This window comes from Streptomyces sp. NPDC032126 (assembly GCF_055580085.1).
The window spans coordinates 532450-550197 of record NZ_JBVIMA010000002.1; the positions used below are offsets into that span (position 1 = coordinate 532450).

At 70.6% G+C, this 17748-nt stretch carries 12 protein-coding genes; 6 read left to right on the top strand and 6 right to left on the bottom strand.

Translation table 11 applies throughout. From position 1 onward, the window contains the following. Positions 1-52: 52 nt before the first annotated feature. Positions 53-1609 (top strand): DUF1996 domain-containing protein, encoded by a 1557-nt coding sequence (locus ACZ5NW_RS10945; protein ID WP_468743487.1) that lies wholly within the window; start codon positions 53-55, stop codon positions 1607-1609. 99 nt (positions 1610-1708) lie between these two features. Here ACZ5NW_RS10945 and ACZ5NW_RS10950 read toward each other — a convergent pair whose 3' ends face one another. Next, complete coding sequence (locus tag ACZ5NW_RS10950; protein WP_468743488.1) at positions 1709-2122, bottom strand: hypothetical protein; 414 nt, start codon at positions 2120-2122, stop codon at positions 1709-1711. Positions 2123-2246: 124 nt separating this feature from the next. Between ACZ5NW_RS10950 and ACZ5NW_RS10955 the strand changes: the two genes are divergently transcribed. Genes ACZ5NW_RS10955 through ACZ5NW_RS10975 form a run of 5 tightly spaced genes read left to right on the top strand, consistent with a single transcriptional unit; the run spans position 2247 to position 7426 of the window. Beyond that, the gene (locus ACZ5NW_RS10955; protein ID WP_468743489.1) at positions 2247-2723 is read left to right on the top strand and encodes a tetratricopeptide repeat protein; all 477 of its coding nucleotides are present in this window, start codon (positions 2247-2249) and stop codon (positions 2721-2723) included. 49 nt (positions 2724-2772) lie between these two features. Beyond that, positions 2773-4704: a hypothetical protein gene (locus ACZ5NW_RS10960; protein ID WP_468743490.1), complete on the top strand. Its 1932-nt coding sequence runs from the start codon at positions 2773-2775 to the stop codon at positions 4702-4704. 54 nt (positions 4705-4758) lie between these two features. Continuing rightward, positions 4759-5640 carry a metal-dependent hydrolase gene (locus tag ACZ5NW_RS10965; protein ID WP_468743491.1) on the top strand — a complete coding sequence of 294 codons (882 nt, stop codon included), beginning with the start codon at positions 4759-4761 and terminating at the stop codon, positions 5638-5640. Then, a complete protein-coding gene (locus tag ACZ5NW_RS10970) occupies positions 5640-6680 on the top strand; it encodes a PDR/VanB family oxidoreductase (protein WP_468743492.1) in 1041 nt (346 codons plus the stop codon). Before ACZ5NW_RS10965 ends, ACZ5NW_RS10970 begins: the two co-directional genes overlap by 1 nt. 56 nt (positions 6681-6736) lie before the next feature. After that, the gene (locus ACZ5NW_RS10975) at positions 6737-7426 is read left to right on the top strand and encodes a TetR/AcrR family transcriptional regulator (protein ID WP_468743493.1); all 690 of its coding nucleotides are present in this window, start codon (positions 6737-6739) and stop codon (positions 7424-7426) included. 21 nt (positions 7427-7447) lie between these two features. On the opposite strand, the gene ACZ5NW_RS10980 is transcribed toward ACZ5NW_RS10975, so the two are convergent. The 5 genes from ACZ5NW_RS10980 to ACZ5NW_RS11000 all read right to left on the bottom strand — a co-directional run bounded on the left by ACZ5NW_RS10980 (position 7448) and on the right by ACZ5NW_RS11000 (position 17741). After that, complete coding sequence (locus tag ACZ5NW_RS10980) at positions 7448-7804, bottom strand: 5-carboxymethyl-2-hydroxymuconate Delta-isomerase (protein WP_468743494.1); 357 nt, start codon at positions 7802-7804, stop codon at positions 7448-7450. Positions 7805-7832: 28 nt separating this feature from the next. After that, positions 7833-13223 (bottom strand): pullulanase-type alpha-1,6-glucosidase, encoded by a 5391-nt coding sequence (gene pulA / locus ACZ5NW_RS10985; RefSeq protein WP_468743866.1) that lies wholly within the window; start codon positions 13221-13223, stop codon positions 7833-7835. A gap of 193 nt (positions 13224-13416) precedes the next feature. After that, a complete protein-coding gene (locus ACZ5NW_RS10990) occupies positions 13417-14793 on the bottom strand; it encodes an alpha-amylase (RefSeq protein WP_468743495.1) in 1377 nt (458 codons plus the stop codon). 148 nt (positions 14794-14941) lie between these two features. Then, positions 14942-16615, bottom strand: a complete 1674-nt coding sequence (locus ACZ5NW_RS10995; protein ID WP_468743867.1) for a glycoside hydrolase family 13 protein — start codon at positions 16613-16615, stop codon at positions 14942-14944. A 205-nt stretch (positions 16616-16820) separates the two neighbouring features. Next, positions 16821-17741: a sugar ABC transporter permease gene (locus tag ACZ5NW_RS11000; protein WP_468743496.1), complete on the bottom strand. Its 921-nt coding sequence runs from the start codon at positions 17739-17741 to the stop codon at positions 16821-16823. Between the last annotated feature and the right edge of the window lie 7 nt (positions 17742-17748).

The following is a 17748-nucleotide window of genomic DNA, read 5'->3' on the forward strand; positions in this document are numbered from 1 at the left end:
CACTCCTGTCGGGCGCCTCGATGCTGCCCCGCAAGGAAGTCAGAGGAGTTCCATGGGACGCAACACACGTAAACGCCGTTCGTCGATGGCCAGCAAGGCCATAGCCGCGTCGGCGGCCCTAGCGCTCGGTGGGGGCGGGCTGATCTGGGCGAACTTCTACGCCTCTGCGCACGAGTCCAGCAACAACGACTCGTGGCAGAACCAGACCAAGGCCGCCACCGGTCAGGTCGCGACGATCTCCTGCCCGGACGTCGGTCAGAAGCTGACCAACGTGCCGCAGGGCGCGCGCTCCGGCGTGGACAGGGAGCTGGCGAACCTCGACAAGCAGATCACCGAGGCGTACACCCGGCTCGCCTCCTCGCGCCAGGCTCAGGCGCAGGACGCCAACTTCGTGCAGAACGCCATCGTCGGCCCCCTCAAGGAGAAGCGGGCCGCGACGATCGACCGGATCCGCATCAACATCCAGCGGGCCGGCGGCCAGTTCGACAACGGGATCAGCCAGCTCGCCGCCTGTCAGACGCAGACCGCCGCCCAGACCAACGCCGGTCAGGCCAACGGTGGCCAGCAGCAGAACGGCGGTCAGCAGCAGAACGGTGGCCAGCAGCAGAACGGTGGCCAGCAGCAGAATGGCGGCCAGCAGAACGGCGGTCAGCAGAACGGTGGCCAGAACGGCATCGGCGGTCAGGCCGGCAACGGCCCCGTCGCGGCCGACTTCGTGGACATCACGAAGGTCGCTCCGAACGTGCAGGGCAAGCCGGCGAAGAGCGGCCAGGCCTCGACCGGCGTGTTCATCACCCGGTGCGGTGTCAACGCCAACAACAAGTTCAACACCGACAACGTCATCGTGGCGCCCGGTGTGACCAACGGCGCGCACCACCTGCACGACTACGTCGGCAACCAGTCGAACGACGCCTTCGCCAACAACAACACCTTCGCCGCGGCGCAGACCTCCTGCCAGAACCAGCAGGACAAGTCGTCGTACTACTGGCCGGTGCTGCGTGTCCAGGACGGCACGAAGGACTTCGACCAGAACAAGGACGGCGGTGGCAAGGAGGGCAACGTCGGCAAGATCCTGAAGGCCAAGCAGGCCCAGATCAAGTTCGTCGGCAGCCCGAAGAGCAAGGTCGTCGCGATGCCGCAGTTCCTGCGGATCATCACCGGTGACGCCAAGACCACCACCAACGGCCTGGCCAACGCCAACGCCCACTGGAGCTGCACCGGCTTCGAGAACAAGGTCCAGCTCACCACGCAGTACCCGATCTGCCCCCAGGGTTCCAGCGTGGTCCGGACGTTCGCCTTCCAGAGCTGCTGGGACGGCAAGAACATCGACAGCGCCAACCACCGTACGCACGTGGCGTTCGCCGATCCCGGCAGCGGCGTCTGCCCCGTCGGCTTCAAGGCGATCCCGCAGCTGACGATGCGTCTGGTGTACGACGTTCCGCGCCCGGTCCTCCAGAACGGCCAGGTCAAGAACGCCTACGCGGTCGACGGCTTCCCCGAGCAGCTGCACAAGCCGGCCACCGACCACGACGACTTCATCAACGTGATGAACGCCCAGCTGAACCAGAAGGTCGCCAACTGCATCAACAGCGGCCAGCGGTGCCAGTGACGCGACGCGTGACACACGGCTAGACGGCTAGGCACCATGTGAAAACCGGCGGTGGGATCTCCCACCGCCGGTTTTCTGTGCACCGAGTAACCCGAAGCCTCAATGACCCGAGTGCTGTGCCGAGTGCGACCCGTGGGCCGAGTGGTCGGTGCCCTCCTCCAGGTCCCCGCCCAGCGTGGCCCGCAGCGCCGTCACCGTGCTGTCCTCGCCGACGGCGACCCACTTGCGGCCCACGAGATAGTGGCCGCCGTAGTCCTTCGCCCCGTTGATCCACTCGCGCTGGCCGCGGTCGGTGGCGAACGTGGCGAGGATGAACTTGCCGTCGGTGTTCTTGCAGACCGCCTGGCGGATCTCGTCGGCGTCGGTCTGGATGTCCGGGGTGCACTTCACCTCGGCGGCCAGGTGCTCCAGGCTGCCGGTCGCCGTCGCCGGGACGGACGCCTGCTCCTTGTCGGCCGCACATCCCGCGAGCGCCAGTGCCGCCACGACGAGCAGTGCTCGGGTCACCTTCATACGTTCCTCCCTGCAGGGGCTTCGCCCTGGATACGGCCCCCGCGCGCGGAGCGCTCAAAATACCGCCCCCGGGGGCGTACGCGCGTGCGAGAGTGGGCCGGTGAACGAGGACTGGGAAGATCGCGTGGCCGCCGCATGGGCCACCTACGACAGCTACACCGAGGAGACGGCCGCGGACTTCCGGGCGGTGATCGACGAGCTCGCCGACGAGTTGCCGCCGGACAGCCCGCTCGCCCTGTTCGAGCGGGCCTGCGCCTGGGACTCCACCGGGCACTCCGACAAGGCGGTGCCGCTGTACCAGGAGGCGCTGGCGGGCGGACTCGGCGGATACAAGGGCCGGCGGGCCCGGATCCAGCTCTCCAGTTCGCTGCGCAACCTCGGCCGCCCGGAGGAGGGCGTACGGCTGCTGACCCCCGAACTGGACGCGCCCTCGGACGAGTTGGACGACGCGGTACGGGCGTGTCTGGCACTGTGCCTGTCCAGCCTGGGCCGGGACCGCGAGGGACTGTCCCTCGTCCTGGAGGCCCTGGCCGCCCACCTGCCGCGCTATCAGCGATCGATGGCGAACTACGCGCGGGAGCTGGTGCACACGGACGGGTGACTCACCCGGACGGCGGTGACCAAGCCCCGGGCCGCTCGTTCTCCCGGACGTGCAGTCACAGGATGTCGCCCCGCGCCCCGCACCCGGTCCGCCCGGTTCCCCCGCCGACCGGGTCGTCGACGTCGAGCAGGTCGAGGCCGCGCTCGTCGAGCACTATCCGCGTCTGGTCCGGCTCGCCTATCTGGTGCTGCCGTCCCGTCTGGGCCGGGGCCGTCGCGTCCTGACCGCGCACGCCCTGGCGCAGCGGGCCCTGCCGCGCGGCCGGTCGTCCACCCCCGTCATCCCGGCCCAGTCGACCGGGCGCGAGGGCGACCCCGGGTACGCCTATGTCCGCCTCCAGGTGGTGCGCTCGGCGTTGCGGGAGGGCCTGCCCCTGCGGCGCCGGGCCTGGCCGAGGCCGGCGCAGCTGCCGCCGCTGCTGCCGCAGGTGTGGGGGCTGAGGCTCTTCCCGCGTTCCGGGGGCGCCGACGAGCTCGCCCTGGAGCAGCGGCTGTCCGCGCTCTCCGGCCCGGCCCGGGCGGCGTACGTGCTGCGCGGCCTGGAGAAGCTGCCGGACGGTGACGTGCGCGAGGTGCTGGAGGCGTGCGATGTGGCGGACGTGGCCGGGGCGCTCGACGAGGCCGACTCCGTGGGCGACGGGTACGCCCTGCTGGAGTCGCCCGAGTTCGACCCGTGCTCGTTGCAGGCCCGGCCCACCGATCTGATGCGCCGCCGCCGGCACGGCAGGGCGGCCCTGGCGGCGGCGGCCGCGCTCGCGGTGTGCGGGGCGCTGGTCGCGCTGCCCGGCGGCGGCTGGGGCCCGGACGGGGCGGCCGCCCCGGCGTACGCGCGCAATCCGGCGGCGGAGGCCGCGCTCGATCCGGCCCGGCTGGTGAAGGTCTCCCCCGCCGCCTGGCGGACGTCCGCCCGCACCGACTTCTCCGTCTGGCCCGCGCGCGGCGAACTCACCGGTGACAGCGCCCTGTTGCGTCGCGCCCTCGCCGTCTGGGCGCGGCCCGGCGAGCGGGTCCGGGTCTCGGCGACCACCGGCACCCCGTCCGGCGGCCCGGCGGGCCCGCCCCAACTGCTGTACGCGGGCGCCGTCGACAACGCGCGCGTGGTGATCCTGTACGACGGCTGGCGCATCGCCCGCTACGCCGAGCCGAGGGACGGCACGGCCGGGGCGGCGCTGGACTTCGCGCGGGTCGACGGCGCGACGGACGTCGAGGCGGGGGCGCTGGTGCTCGACCGGTCCGACGGCAACGTCCGCTATCTGACGGCTCCCTGGGTGACCGGGGCGACCGAGCGGGACCTGTCGAAGCCGGGGGCCGGGGAGATGGGCCTGACGCTCACCGGCGGCATCACCTCGCCGCTGGCCAGCCCGGCCACGCGGGCCGGGGCGTGCACGACGTGGAACGTGCTCCAGCTGACCGACGCCTCGGGCGCGCATCTGCTGAGCGACCTCGGCGAGCTGGTGCCGGCCCTGCTCACGGCGGGTAAGCCGACCGCGCCGAAGGACGCGACGGGGGCGGAGGCGCTGGCCACCTGGGCGCCGTTCGCCTGCTCCCTGGGCGAGCTGCGCGGGCAGGGGGTGCGGAGCGTCAACGCCTGGCGGTACGCGCGCCAGCCGCTGCCCGACGGGAGCGGCACGGCCGGCTGGGTGTGCACGCGGGCGGAGACCTGGCGGGGTGACGGGAGCCGGGCGCAGGCCCAGTTCCACTCGCCGGGCGGGCTGTTCGGGGCGGTCGTGGCGCAGGCCGGGGACGTCCCGGCGTGCGGCGCGCGGGATCCGCATGTGCTGGCCGGGGTGCTGTGGAGGTCGAAGGGCGGGTCCTGGTATCTGCTCGCGGCGGGCGACAAGGCGACGCGGTCCATCCGGACGACGGGCGGGGTGAAGGGCTCCGGCGCGGGCCACCTGCTGGCGGTGCCGGCGCGGCAGGGCGTCCAGGCCGGCGTCGAGGGGACGCTGACGGACGGGAAGACGATCAGCGGCCTGCGCTGAGTTTCCCCGCGCACAGGGCTTCACCCAGGCCCTACCCGCCAGTACATTGACAACATGTCTAACAAGCGCGATGAGCGGGTCGTCCTCAAGGCGCGGAAGGTGTCCTTCGCATGGGAGGACACCCCGCTGCACTGGGTCCCCGGGGACCCCTTCACCACGCACACCATCAATGTGCTGCACCTGCTGCTGCCCGCCGGTGAGCGCTGGTTCGTGCACGTCTACCGGCAGGTGCTGCCGTACATCCGCGACGAGCGGCTGCGCGAGGACGTCATCGGGTTCATCGGGCAGGAGGCGGTGCACTCCCAGGCCCACGACGAGGTGCTGCCCCATCTGCGGGAGCAGGGCCTGGACCCGACGCCGTACACCGCCCAGGTGGACTGGATGTTCGAGAAGCTGCTCGGCGACCGCACCCTGCCGCCGGGCCGGGCGCGCCGCTGGTGGCTGATGGAGCGGGTGGCGCTGATCGCGGCCATCGAGCACTACACGGCGTTCCTCGGCGACTGGGTGCTGAACGCCGAGGAGCTGGACCGGCGCGGGGCCGATCCGACGATGCTGGACCTGCTGCGCTGGCACGGCGCGGAGGAGGTCGAGCACCGCTCGGTCGCCTTCGACCTGTTCCTGCACGTCGACGGCGGTTACCGGCGCCGGGCACGGACCTGGGCGACGGCGTTCGCCACGCTGGTGTTCCTCTGGCAGCGCGGGGTCCGCTTCTTCATGGAGAACGACCCGACGCTCGTGGACGGCAAGGCGTCCTTCAAGGACTTCTACGTCCGCGGCCGACAGGGCACTCTGCCCGCCACCGGCGATCTGCTGAGGTCGGTCCCCCGCTACCTGAGCCGCGCCTACCACCCCTCCCAGGAGGGCTCCACCGCGCAGGCCGTCGCCTATCTCGCCTCCTCCCCCGCCGCGCTGGCCGCCGAGAAGAGGACCGCCTGATGCCGAAGCCGCTCACGGTCGTCGTCGTCGCCGGCGGCGCGCTGCTGGTGCGGCGCGCCCTGAAGCGCCGGGTCCGGGCGTCCCCGCTCTGGCCGCTGCCCGCCCTGGACGAGCCCGTCTCCGGCCGGCCCCGCTCCCGGTCCCTGCGGCTGCGGCTCGCCGCGCGCGAGACGGTCGCCGACGGGGTCGTACGCCTGCGTCTGGAGGGGCACGACCTGCCGCGCTGGGAGCCGGGGGCGCACCTCGACCTGGTGCTGCCGTCGGGCCTCGTACGGCAGTACTCACTGTGCGGCGACCCCGCGGACACCTCCTCGTACACCGTCGCCACGCGGCTCGTCGAGGACGGGCGGGGCGGTTCGCGCGAGGTGCACGAGCGGCTGCGGGAGGGCATGGAGATCGAGGTGCGCGGGCCACGGAACCGGTTCCCCCTGGTGCCGGCCGAGGAGTACGTCTTCGTCGCGGGCGGGATCGGCATCACCCCGATCCTGCCGATGCTGCGGGCGCTGCCCCAGGGCGCCGGGTGGCGGCTGCTGTACTGCGGGCGGACGCGGGCGTCGATGCCGTTCGTCGAGGAGGTCCTCGCACTCGGGGGCGACCGCGTGACCGTCGTCACTCAGGACGAGGACGGACTGCCCGATCTCGACGCGTTTCTCGCGGACGTGCCCGACGAGGCGGCGGTCTACTGCTGCGGGCCGGAGGGGCTCATGGCGGCCGTCCGGGAGCGGGCGCCCGGCGTCCGCGTCGAGCGGTTCGCGCCGCCCGCGACGGCCGGCGGGGAGACCTCCTTCGAGCTCGAACTCCGGCGCAGCGGACGGGTGTTGACGGTGGGCGCGGACCAGTCCGCGCTGGCCGCCGTGCGCGCGGAGCTGCCGGACACCCTGTACTCCTGCGAGCAGGGTTTCTGCGGCACGTGCCGGCAGCGGGTGCTGGCGGGCGAGGTGGACCACCGCGACGAGCTGCTCACCGACGGGGAGCGCGGCGACTCCATGCTCCTGTGTGTTTCGCGTGCGCGGAGTGATCGTCTCGTGCTGGATCTGTGAACACCCTTGCGCGGTCGGGTCCCTGGAGGTCCTGATCCAATCGGTAAGGTGTTCGCATGACTATCGGGGTTCGCCGCAGAATGGGAGTCGAGGAGCGACGGCAGCAGTTGATCGGCGTCGCCCTCGAACTATTCGCCCGCCGGTCCCCGGACGAGGTCTCCATCGACGAGATAGCGTCGGCGGCGGGCATCTCGCGCCCGCTGGTCTACCACTACTTCCCCGGCAAACTCAGTCTGTACGAGGCCGCGCTGAAGCGTGCCTCGGAGGATCTGGCGAGCCGGTTCACCGAGCCGCACGAGGGTCCGCTGGGCTCGCGGCTGCTGCGGGTGGTGCGCCGGTACTTCGACTTCGTCGACGAACACGGCCCCGGTTTCTCCGCGTTGATGCGGGGCGGCCCGGCGGTCGGCTCGTCCACCACGAACGCGCTCATCGACTCCGTACGGCAGACCGCCTACGAGCAGATCCTGGCGCATCTGGGCATCGCCGACCCGCCGGCGCGGCTGGAGCTGGTGATCCGCTCCTGGATCTCGCTGGCCGAGTCGACCGCGCTGATCTGGCTGGACGGGCGGCGCATCCCGCGCGACGAGCTGGAGGTGCAGCTGGTGCACGACTTCGCCGCGCTGACCGCGGTGAGCGCGGCGCGCGACGAGGAGATGCGGGGGCTGCTGCGGCCGATGCTCACGAGTGAGCCGGGTGACGGCCCCTTCGGGGACCTGGCCACCCGGCTCATCGCCCTGGCTTCCTGAGGCCTGACCGGCGGACCGGCCCTAGGCGTCGTACTTGCGGTAGGAGGCGTCGAGGTCGCGGATCTCCGCCGAGGCGTGCACGGCGAGGCCCTCGGTCGGCCCGATGTGCTTGCGCAGCAGTTCCAGGGCCCGCTCGGTCAGCCGGGCCTTGGTCTCGTCGGTCCGTCCGGCCAGCAGACCGATGTGGACATGCACGATCGCGTGCCCCTCGGTGTCCGGCCCGACGGTGGCCTCCTCGGTCCGGCGGAACTGCGCCTTGCACGCCTCCGGCTTGGCGGCCGCGATCTCGACCGTGGCCGCGTGCAGCGCCCTGGCGAACGCGGGCCGGTCGAAGGCGTCCGCGAGCCGGTCCGAGTAGTCGACGGTGATCTGCGGCATCAGTACTCCTGTTCTAGGACGACGGGGATCACCCTAGTTCCCGGAACACGGCGACCGTGCGGGCCGGGACGGTGAACGTGCCCGTCGCCCGCTCGTACGCCGACTCCCGCACCGTGGCGTCCGCGCCGCCCGCCTGCACCGGGTGCAGCCGGTAGTCCTGGCCCGCGAGCGAGCCCACCGTCTGCTGCTGGGTGTCCGGCGTCGCGTTGAACACGACGACCAGGCCGCCCAGCCGCATGGTGATGACGCCCGGCGTCTCGTCCTTGCCGGACAGCGGGAAGGAGAGCGCCGACTGGACCTGCGCGGCCGTGCCGAGGGAGAACGCCCGCTCCGTCGTACGGATCCTCAGCAGGTCCCGGTACGCCGCCGAGGCCCCGTCGATCTGCGGGCAGCCCACGCTCACCGCGCCCAGCAGGGGCTTGGCGTAGGCCCACTTGGACCGGTTGTCGGCGGCCGGCGGCAGTCCCCGGCCGAAGCCGTTGCCGTCGGCGCAGTTCCAGTGGATGGCGTTGAACCAGTCGCCGCTGTCGAAGGAGTTGCGGTCCAGGGACTTCGAGCGCAGCAGGTCGGTGCCGGCCTGGGAGAGCGACGGGCCCTGCGAGAGGGTGGCCGTGGCCATCGCCAGGACCTGCATCCGGGCGCGGTCGGCGGCGCTCGTCGACGCGGGCAGCTTGTACGTCAGCGCGTCGAACAGCGACTCGTTGTCGTGCGCGTCGGCGTAGGCGAGGGCGTCGCCGGGCGCGTCCGCGTAGCCGGCGGGCTGTCCGTTGTAGTCGACCTCGGAGCCCGTGACCTCCTTGCCCGAGGTGTCGGTGAAGGAGAAGGACCGGAGGTTGCCGGACAGGCCGACCTTGATCAGGTCCTGGTAGTGCAGCAGCCGGGCCTTCTGCTCCTCGGGAGTGCCGTTGCTCTTCGACGCGTTGGGGTCGGTGTAGAGCCCCGAGGCGAAGCCCTGGACGCCGGGGTCCTCGTCGAAGGGGCCGCCGCCGCGCACCGCGTCACGGGCCCGGTCGGAGAAGGTGGCGATGCCCGTCCCGGCCATGTTCTTCTGGGTGGCCTGCACGAAGCGGGCGTCGTCGGCGACCTCGCCGAAGTTCCAGCCCTCGCCGTACAGGATGATCTTCTTGCCGTCGACGCCGTCCTTCGCGAGGGTCAGCGCGTCGAGGGCCTTGCGGACCGCCAGGATGTTGGCCTTCGGGTGGTGGCCCATGAGGTCGAAGCGGAAGCCGTCGACCTTGTACTCCTTCGCCCAGGTGACGATCGAGTCGACGACCAGCTTGCCCATCATGGCGTTCTCGGTGGCCGTGTTGGCGCAGCAGGTGCTGGTGGCGACCGAGCCGTCGGCGAGCAGCCGCTGGTAGTAGCCGGGCACGACCTTGTCGAGGACGCTGGTGTCGGCCTGGCCGGCGGCCGCCGTGTGGTTGTAGACGACGTCCATCACGACCCGCAGGCCGTCCTCGTTGAGCGCCTTGACCATCTGGCGGAACTCGACCGTACGGGCGGTGCCGTCCGGGTCGCCGGCGTAGGAGCCCTCGGGGACGGTGTAGTGGTACGGGTCGTAACCCCAGTTGTAGGCGTCCTTCGCGGCGACGGCCGTCACGCACTCCTGCTGCCGCTCGGAGTCGGGGGGCAGGGAGGCGAGGTCGCAGTCGGGGGTCGCCTGGTCGGCCTTCCGCTCGGGGATGGTGGCGATGTCGAACGCCGGCAGGAGGTGGACGTAGCCGGTGCCCGACGCGGCCAGCTCCCGCAGGTGCTTCGAGCCGTCGCTGAGCTTGTCGGTGAAGGCGAGATACGTCCCCGGGTGCCGCGAGGTCCTGTCCGCGACCGAGAAGTCACGGATGTGCAGCTCCTGGATCTGGGCGTCGGCCAGCGGTACGGCCTTCGGCTTGGTGTAGGTCGTCCAGCCGGCCGGCGCCAGGGCCTTGTCGGCGAGGTCGACGATCAGGCTGCGCCCGGAGTTCGCGGTGAGCGCGACCGAGTAGGGGTCGGTGACCTTGTTGGTGACGATCCGGCGGACGCTGGGCGCCCAGACCTTCACGACGTACCGGTAGGGCTGGTTCTTCCAGGTCGCGGGGCCGGTGACGGACCAGACGCCGGTGGTGTCGTTCCGCTTCATGGGGACGGTGGCGCCGCCGACTTCGAGGGCGACGGACTGGGCCGTCGGGGCCCAGACGGCGAGCGTGGGCCGGCCCTGGGTGAAGGTCGGGCCGAGCCTGGCGGCCGTGGCGTCGTAGAGGTCGTCGAGGACTCCGGCGATCTGCACGCCGGTGGCGGCGAGCACCGCCCCGTTCACGGCGCGCTGGGAGGCCACGAGCTGGCCCCGGAGCGCCTCGCGGACCCGGTCGCGGTCGCGGGGGTCGACGGACCAGGCGGTGTAGTTCCTCAGGTGCGGGAACTTGGCCTTCTGGGCGTCGGTGAGCGTGGTCTTCGTCAGCCGCAGCCAGCGCTCGTCGTCGCTGGTCAGCGAGCCGTTCTGGACGGCGATCGAGCCGTCGTGGGAGGAGAGCAGCTGGGTGGAGGCGGCGGCCTGAGAGCCGTTCCAGACGAGCGTATCCCGGTCGATCCAGACCGCCTTGGAGGTGGTCAGGTCGAGCGCGGCAGCGCTGCCGGCGGGCTGTGGCAGCAGGTATTTCTCCTGGCCGTTCACGAGCCAGACCTCGTGGCCGTTCGCGGTGAGGTCCAGCGACTGGTCGGCCGGGAGGTCCTTGCCGTCGCCCTTGTGCAGGATGTAGCTGAGGCTGGTGGCACCCTCGGTGAGCGGCACCTCGAAGACCGCGCCATAGGCATCAGTCTTCACCGGCTTGAGGGGGTTCGACCACTCGGTGGGGTTCGCGGCGCCCGTCCAGACGTGCAGGCCCCAGCCGTCGTACGCCCCGTCGGCGCGGTGGTAGTGCAGGATCGCCTTGGTCGTGTCCTGGGCGGGGTAGGCGGGCTTCTCGGTGAGGACGGTGTCCTTGCCCTGTTCCAGCCAGATCTCGCCCGTCTTGGTGACGTCGATCGTGCGGTCGGCGGAGACGTCCTTGTTCCCCTGCCGGTCGATGACCAGGAAGCCGACGCTGGAGGCCCCGGGCTTCAGCTTGACGTAGGCGAAGGCGCCGTAGGCGTCGCGGCCGATGAAGGGGTGGCTGGCCGGCCAGCTGGTGGACTCGCCGTCGGCGAGGTCGCCCCAGGCGTACACGCCCCAGTCGGCGTAGTCGCCGTCGGCGCGCCGGTAGTGGACGATCGCGTAGTCGCGGGAGGAGGCGGTGGGGATCTCCTCGGCGGGCGGGGTGCCGGTGCTCGTCGTGGCGGTCGCGCTCGCGGTGCGGCCGGCCGAGTCGACGACGACGGCCTTGTAGCGCAGGGCGGTGCCGGCCGGGACGGCCCGGGCGATGGTCTGGGTGACCTTGTAGGGGGCGTGGTCGGCGGAGCCGAGCGTCTGCCAGGTGCCGTTGCCGGTCTGGGCGGCGAAGACGACGCGGTCGAGCTGTCCGCCGTGCACGTCGGCGGTCAGTTCGACGGTGCCGGTGGCGCCGGCGGCCGGGGCCTGGAGGGTGATCGTCGGCTTCGTGGCGGGCCGGGCGAGCTTGCGGGCGGCCTTGAGGACGATCGCCGAGCCGGCCGGGACGGTGACAGTGATCTTCCGGTCGGCGCCGGAGGTGACCTGGGCCTTCGTGCCGTAGATGCCGGTGAAGCGCGTGTTCGCCGAGCCGGTCGGGAACGTCGCCGTCCTCGCCTCGTCCGCGTTGTTGACGGCGACGACGTACTCGGTGGTGTCGGTGCCGGTGCGGGAGAAGGCGTAGACGCCGGGGCCGTCGGCGGCGTAGCGCTCGGTCTGGACGCCGTCGGTGAGGGCCGGGTTGGCCTCGCGGAGCTTGGCGAGAGCACTGATCTGCCGGTAGAGCGGCGCTCTCGTGTCGTAGGCGTCGCTCGCGTGGGTGCGGTCGGTGCCGATCTCGTCGTCGTCGAGGTAGTCGGCGGTCTTCGAGGCGAACATCGTCTGGCGGGCGTCCTTGTCGCCGCCGGAGCCGATGAAGCCCTGCTCGTCGCCGTAGTAGACGACCGGGTTGCCGCGGCTGAGGAACATCAGCTCGTTGGCGAGCCTGTCCTTGGCGAGGATCTCGGCGTCCGTGGCCCGGGGGTTGTCCTGCTTGAGGAAGTACCCGATGCGGCCCATGTCGTGGTTGCCGAGGAAGGTGACCTGCTCGTAGGCGTTGGCCTTGTCGGTCGTGTACTTGTAGTCGTCGCCGAAGACGGCGGCCAGCTTCTTCGCGCTGCCGCCCTGGGAGGCGTACTGGCGGGCCGCCTCCTGGAAGGGGAAGTCCAGGGTGGCGTCGAGGCGGCCCCGCGTGACGTACGGCGAGGTGATCGCGGTGTCGGCGGAGTAGACCTCGCCGAACATGAAGAAGTCGTCCCGGCCCCGCTTCTTCGCGTACGCGTCGAGGGCCGTGGCCCACTGGGTCCAGAACTCCATGTTCACGTGCTTGACGGTGTCGATCCGGAAGCCGTCGACGTCGAAGTCGCGCACCCAGCGCTCGTAGATGTTCTCCATGCCCTTGACCACCTCGGGACGCTCGGTCCACAGGTCGTCGAGGCCGGAGAAGTCGCCGTAGGAGGAGGACTCGCCCGCGAAGGTCGAGTCGCCCCGGTTGTGGTACATCGTCGAGTCGTTGAGCCAGGCCGGGACCTTGCCGGCGCTCGTGACCCTCGGTGTGCGGGGGAAGGAGTCGGCGTCGACGGCCGGGAAGGCGGACTTCCCGTCGGCGTAGTCCGCGTCGTCGAAGGGAACGCCGTCCTTCGTCAGGTACGGGAAGGCGCCCTTGGAGAGGTAGTCGTAGGACTTCTCCTCGTAGTCGACGACGTCCGCGGTGTGGTTGGTGATGACGTCGAAGTAGACCTTCATGCCCTTGGCGTGGGCCGTGGAGATGAGGGTCTGGAGGTCCTTGTTGGTGCCGAAGTGCGGGTCGACCTGGGTGAAGTCGGTGATCCAGTAACCGTGGTAGCCCGCGGAGGCGTTGCTGCCCGTGCCCTGCACGGGCCGGTTCTTGAAGATCGGGGCCATCCAGAGGGCGGTGGTGCCCAGGCCCTTGATGTAGTCGAGGCGCCGGGTCAGGCCCTTGAGGTCACCGCCCTGGTAGAAGCCCTTGTCGGTGGGGTCGTAGCCGGTGGCGAGGCGGGAACCGGTCAGGCCGCCCTTGTCGTTGGCGGTGTCGCCGTTGGCGAAGCGGTCCGGCAGGACGAAGTAGAACTGCTCGCGGGTCGCGTCGTGGCGGGCGGGCTGCGCGGCGAGCTTCGCGTCGGACGGCGGCGGGGGCGGCGTGTCCGCGTGGGCGGCGAGCGGTTGCACGACGGCGAGGGCGAGGGCGGCGGCGGTGATGGCCGCGACCCGTCCGGCTCGGGCGGTGCGGCGCCGCGGGGGCGCCGGCCATCTCGGTATCAGGTCCACAGGCGTGAACTCCTTGCGATTACGGCTCAGGTGGGTCCGACCCCGCGCGACCGTATCGCTAACGAAAGCTTTACAGCAAGGGTCTTGAAATCCACAGAAAGAACTTTCATCCGGGGCGCGTCCCAGTGGTCCGGGACGAACCGCTCGTATACGACGGGCGGTTCGTCCCGCTCCCCGGAGGCAGGGCTCAGCAGCTCGACTTGCCCGAGTAGATCGCCAGCGCCGTGTTGGCGGCCAGGGTGGCGGTGAACTGTCCGCTGGAGTTCACCGTCACCTGCGTGTTGTTCTGGACGTTGCAGTACGTCCCGGCCGGCAGCGACGTCTGGTAGGTGCGGGTCAGGGACGAGGTCTCGTGGTTGATGGCCACATAGCCCTTGGTGCCGCGGCCGAAGGCGATGGCGTTGTTGCCGTTGTCCCACCAGTTGGTGACCGACTGGCCCCGGGTCGCGTTGCGGAAGGCGACCATGCGGACGATCTCGGGCCAGTTGTGCTGGCACTTCCAACCGTCCTGCCAACAGGCGTTGACCGTACCGCCGTTGGGCGGGCCCGCGTCGGCGTCGGTCCACTCGTAGCCGGAGTTGATGTCCGGGGCGCCGTAGGGGTAGGCGAGCATGAAGACGTTGGCCAGGGTGTAGTTGGCGCCGTCCTTGTAGTTGAGGGTGGAGCCGTTGCGTTCGGTGTCGTGGTTGTCGACGAAGACACCGGCCACGGAGCTGCTGAGATAGCCCCAGCCCTCGCCGTAGTTGGTGAGGTACGCCAGCTTCTCGTTGTTGAAGACCCGCTTGAGGTCGTAGGCGTAGCGGAACTCCTGGACGTCGCCGTTGCCCGTGTACTCCGTCGGCTGGACGGCCTCTCCGCTGCCGTAGATGACCTCCTGCTTCCAGTACACCGACGGGTTCGTCAGCCGGGACTTGATGTTCGCCAGGTCCGCCGTGTCGATGTGCTTGGCCGCGTCGATGCGGAAGCCGTCGACGCCGAGGGTCAGCAGGTCGTTCATGTAGCCCGCGATCGCCTTGCGGACGTACTCCTCGCCCGTGTCCAGGTCGGCGAGGCCCACCAGCTCGCAGTGCTGCACGTTCCAGCGGTCCGCGTAGTTGGTGATCTGGGCCGTGCAGTCGTCGAAGTCGAAGGAGGAGTACAGGCCGGGGTAGTTGTACTTCGTGTACGACGAGCCGCCGGTGCCGGTGCCGCTGCCCGCCGCCATGTGGTTGACGACCGTGTCGACGACGACCTTCACCCCGGCCGCGTGGCAGGTGTTCACCATCGACTGGAACGCCGCCCGGTCGCCGAGCCGGCCCGCGATCCGGTACGACACCGGCTGGTACGAGGTCCACCACTGCGAGCCCTGTATGTGCTCGGCGGGCGGGGAGACCTGGACGTATCCGTAGCCGGCGGGGCCGAGGGTGGTGGTGCACTCCTTGGCCACCGAGGCGTACTTCCACTCGAACATCACGGCGGTGACGTCCTTGGTGCCGGGCGGGGAGGCCTGTGCGGTGGTCGGGTTCATGCCAACCAGAGCGACGGCCGCGAGGGCGGCCGCCGTGGGGAGGAATCTGCGTGCCATGTGGGGTCCTTCGTCCTTGAAGGCGCTTGCTGAAATATTTCAGCAAACTTGCGGTGACGCAGATGTTAAAGGCCCGCTGTCCGAAAGACAGCGGGCCGTTGTGAAGTTGATGCAAGAACTTTCTCGCCGGGCCGTCAGGCCACGGTCGTCAGGCCACCGTCGTCCACCACGCCGTCGTGTCGGCCGGCAGCTTCGCCTCGCCGTCAGTCTCCGCCACCTCGCCGCTGGCGAGCAGCAGACGGCCGTACGACGGGGTGCGCACCGACTCGCCCGTCGTGTTGGCCACGCACACGAACTCACCGCGACGGAAGGCCAGTACGCCCTCGGGGGCCTTGAGCCACTCCACGGAGTCACCGGCGCCGAGGTCCGTCTGCGACCGCCGGACGGCCAGCGCCGAGCGGTACAGCTCCAGCGTCGAGTCCGGGTCGCCGGTCTGCGCCTCCACGCTCAGCTCGCCCCACGTCGAGGGCTGGGGCAGCCAGCTGCCGCCCGCGCCGAAGCCGTACGACGGCCCCGTGCGGGTCCACGGGATCGGCACCCGGCAGCCGTCGCGGAAGCCGTCCTGGCCGGCGCCGCGGAAGTACGCGGGGTCCTGGCGCACCTCGTCGGGCAGGTCGACGACGTCCGGGAGGCCGAGTTCCTCGCCCTGGTAGATGTACGCCGAGCCGGGCAGCGCGAGCATGAGGAGGGTCGCGGCGCGGGCCCGCCGCAGCCCCAGCTCCCGGTCGCCCGCCGTGCGGATCTGGGTGCCCAGGCCCGGGGGGTTGGCAAAGCGGGTCGCGTGCCGGGTGACGTCGTGGTTCGACAGCACCCAGGTGGCCGGGGCGCCGACCGGGCGCATCGCCTCCAGGGTGCGGTCGACGACCCCGCGCAGCTCCTCGGCGTCCCATTCCGTCGACAGGTACTGGAAGTTGAACGCCTGGTGCAGCTCGTCGGGGCGGACGTAGTTCGCGGTGCGCTCGACGGTCGGCGTCCACGCCTCGGCGACGAAGATGCGCTCGCCGGCGTACTCGTCGAGGATCGTGCGCCACTGCCGGTAGATGGCGTGCACGCCGTCCTGGTCGAAGAACGGCATGACATCGTTGCCCAGCAGCTTCAGCTGGTCGTGGGAGCCCAGGTCCGGCAGGCCGTCGGCCTTGACCAGGCCGTGGGCGACGTCGATGCGGAAGCCGTCGACGCCCATGTCCAGCCAGAAGCGCAGGATGGAGCGGAACTCGTCGCCGACCGCCGGGTGCTCCCAGTTGAAGTCGGGCTGCTCGGGCGCGAAGAGGTGGAGGTACCACTCACCGGGGGTGCCGTCGGGCTCGGTGACGCGGGTCCAGGCCGGGCCGCCGAAGATGGACTCCCAGTCGTTGGGCGGGAGTTCGCCGTTCTCGCCCTTGCCGGGGCGGAAGTGGTAGCGGTCGCGCAGCGGGGAGCCGGGGCCGTCCGCCAGCGCGCGCTTGAACCACTCGTGCTGGTCGGAGGAGTGGTTGGGGACCAGGTCGACGATGATCCGCAGGTTCAGCCCGTGGGCGTCGCGGATCAGCGCGTCGGCGTCCAGGAGGTTGCCGAACATCGGGTCGACGGCACGGTAGTCGGCGACGTCGTAGCCGGCGTCGGCCTGCGGGGAGGCGTAGAAGGGGCTGAGCCACACGGCGTCCACGCCGAGGTCGCGCAGGTACGGCAGTCGGGAGCGGATGCCTTCCAGGTCGCCCATGCCGTCGCCGTTGCTGTCGGCGAAGCTGCGCGGATAGACCTGGTAGATCACCGCGTCCCGCCACCAGTCGCGACGCTTGGCTTGGGCGGGGGCCGGGGCGAGGGCGGAGTGCTGCTGGCTCATGGCGTCCTTGATACGTAACGGGGTCATGGGGTCAGGTGTGCATACAACGGTGATGACGAGGCGGCCGCGATGACAGCGGGGTCGGATGGACATCGCAGCCGCCTCGAGTTCGGGTGCGGCACCGTCGTGGCTGGTCGCGCCCGCGCGGCGGAGCCGCAAATCGATACAGCCCCGCGCCCCTGAGGGGCGCTGACGAACCGGCGTTCTAGCCCTTGGTGCCGCCCGCGGTGAGGCCCGTCACCAGGTTCTTCTGCACGAGGTAGAAGAACAGGGAGGCGGGTATCGCGATCAGCACCGCGGTGGCCGCCATCAGGTTGCGCTGGGCGTCGTGCTCGCTGACGAAGCTCTGCAGACCGACGGCGAGCGTGTACTTGTCGTCGCTGAGCATGAACGTCGAGGCGAAGGCGACCTCGCTGAACGCGGTGAGGAAGTTGTAGAACGCGGCGACCGCGAGGCCGGGCTTGGCCAGCGGCAGGATCAGCCGGGCGAAGGTGCCGAAGGGGGTGAGCCCGTCGACGCGGCCGGCCTCGTCGATCTCGAAGGGGATGGTGTCGAAGTACCCCTTGAGCAGCCACGCGCTGTACGGCACGACGGTCGTGCAGTAGACGAGGATGAGGCCGAGGTAGTTGTCGACCAGCTGGAGGTCCGACAGGATCTGGTACATCGGCACCATGAGCACCGCGACCGGGAACATCTGGGTGACCAGCAGCATCCACATGAACTTCTTGTAGCCGGGGAAGCGCATGCGGGAGACGGCGTAGCCGGTGGTGGCGGCGATGATCACGCCGATGGCCGTGGTGCCGAGCGTGACGATCAGCGAACTCTTCAGCCAGTCGAAGAACTTGGTGTGCTCGATGACGAACGTGTAGTTGTCGAACGTCATCTTCCCCCAGATCCCGCCGGGGTGCAGATAGTCGTCCTTGTCGGGGCCGAGGGAGAGGTACACCAGCCAGGCGATCGGGAAGAGCGCGACGATGCTCGCGACGATCAGGATGCCGTGGGAGGCGAGGGAACCGAGGCGGCTGTTCTCGCCGCGGCGGCGGGTGGGACGGAGCCGCGAGGTGGCGAGGACCTGGGGGGTCACGGGGCGGTCGGACTTGATCTCGGGGGGTGTTGCGGTGCTCATGGTGACT

Bases quoted from the DNA above. Each gene is read 5' to 3' on its own strand.
- ACZ5NW_RS10980 (WP_468743494.1), bottom strand. From the start codon at position 7,804: ATGCCGCAGATCACCGTCGACTACTCGGACCGGCTCGCGGACGCCTTC.
- ACZ5NW_RS10965 (WP_468743491.1), top strand. From the start codon at position 4,759: ATGTCTAACAAGCGCGATGAGCGGGTCGTCCTCAAGGCGCGGAAGGTG.
- ACZ5NW_RS10995 (WP_468743867.1), bottom strand. From the start codon at position 16,615: ATGAGCCAGCAGCACTCCGCCCTCGCCCCGGCCCCCGCCCAAGCCAAG.
- ACZ5NW_RS10970 (WP_468743492.1), top strand. From the start codon at position 5,640: ATGCCGAAGCCGCTCACGGTCGTCGTCGTCGCCGGCGGCGCGCTGCTG.
- ACZ5NW_RS11000 (WP_468743496.1), bottom strand. From the start codon at position 17,741: ATGAGCACCGCAACACCCCCCGAGATCAAGTCCGACCGCCCCGTGACC.
- ACZ5NW_RS10945 (WP_468743487.1), top strand. From the start codon at position 53: ATGGGACGCAACACACGTAAACGCCGTTCGTCGATGGCCAGCAAGGCC.
- ACZ5NW_RS10975 (WP_468743493.1), top strand. From the start codon at position 6,737: ATGACTATCGGGGTTCGCCGCAGAATGGGAGTCGAGGAGCGACGGCAG.
- ACZ5NW_RS10950 (WP_468743488.1), bottom strand. From the start codon at position 2,122: ATGAAGGTGACCCGAGCACTGCTCGTCGTGGCGGCACTGGCGCTCGCG.
- ACZ5NW_RS10990 (WP_468743495.1), bottom strand. From the start codon at position 14,793: ATGGCACGCAGATTCCTCCCCACGGCGGCCGCCCTCGCGGCCGTCGCT.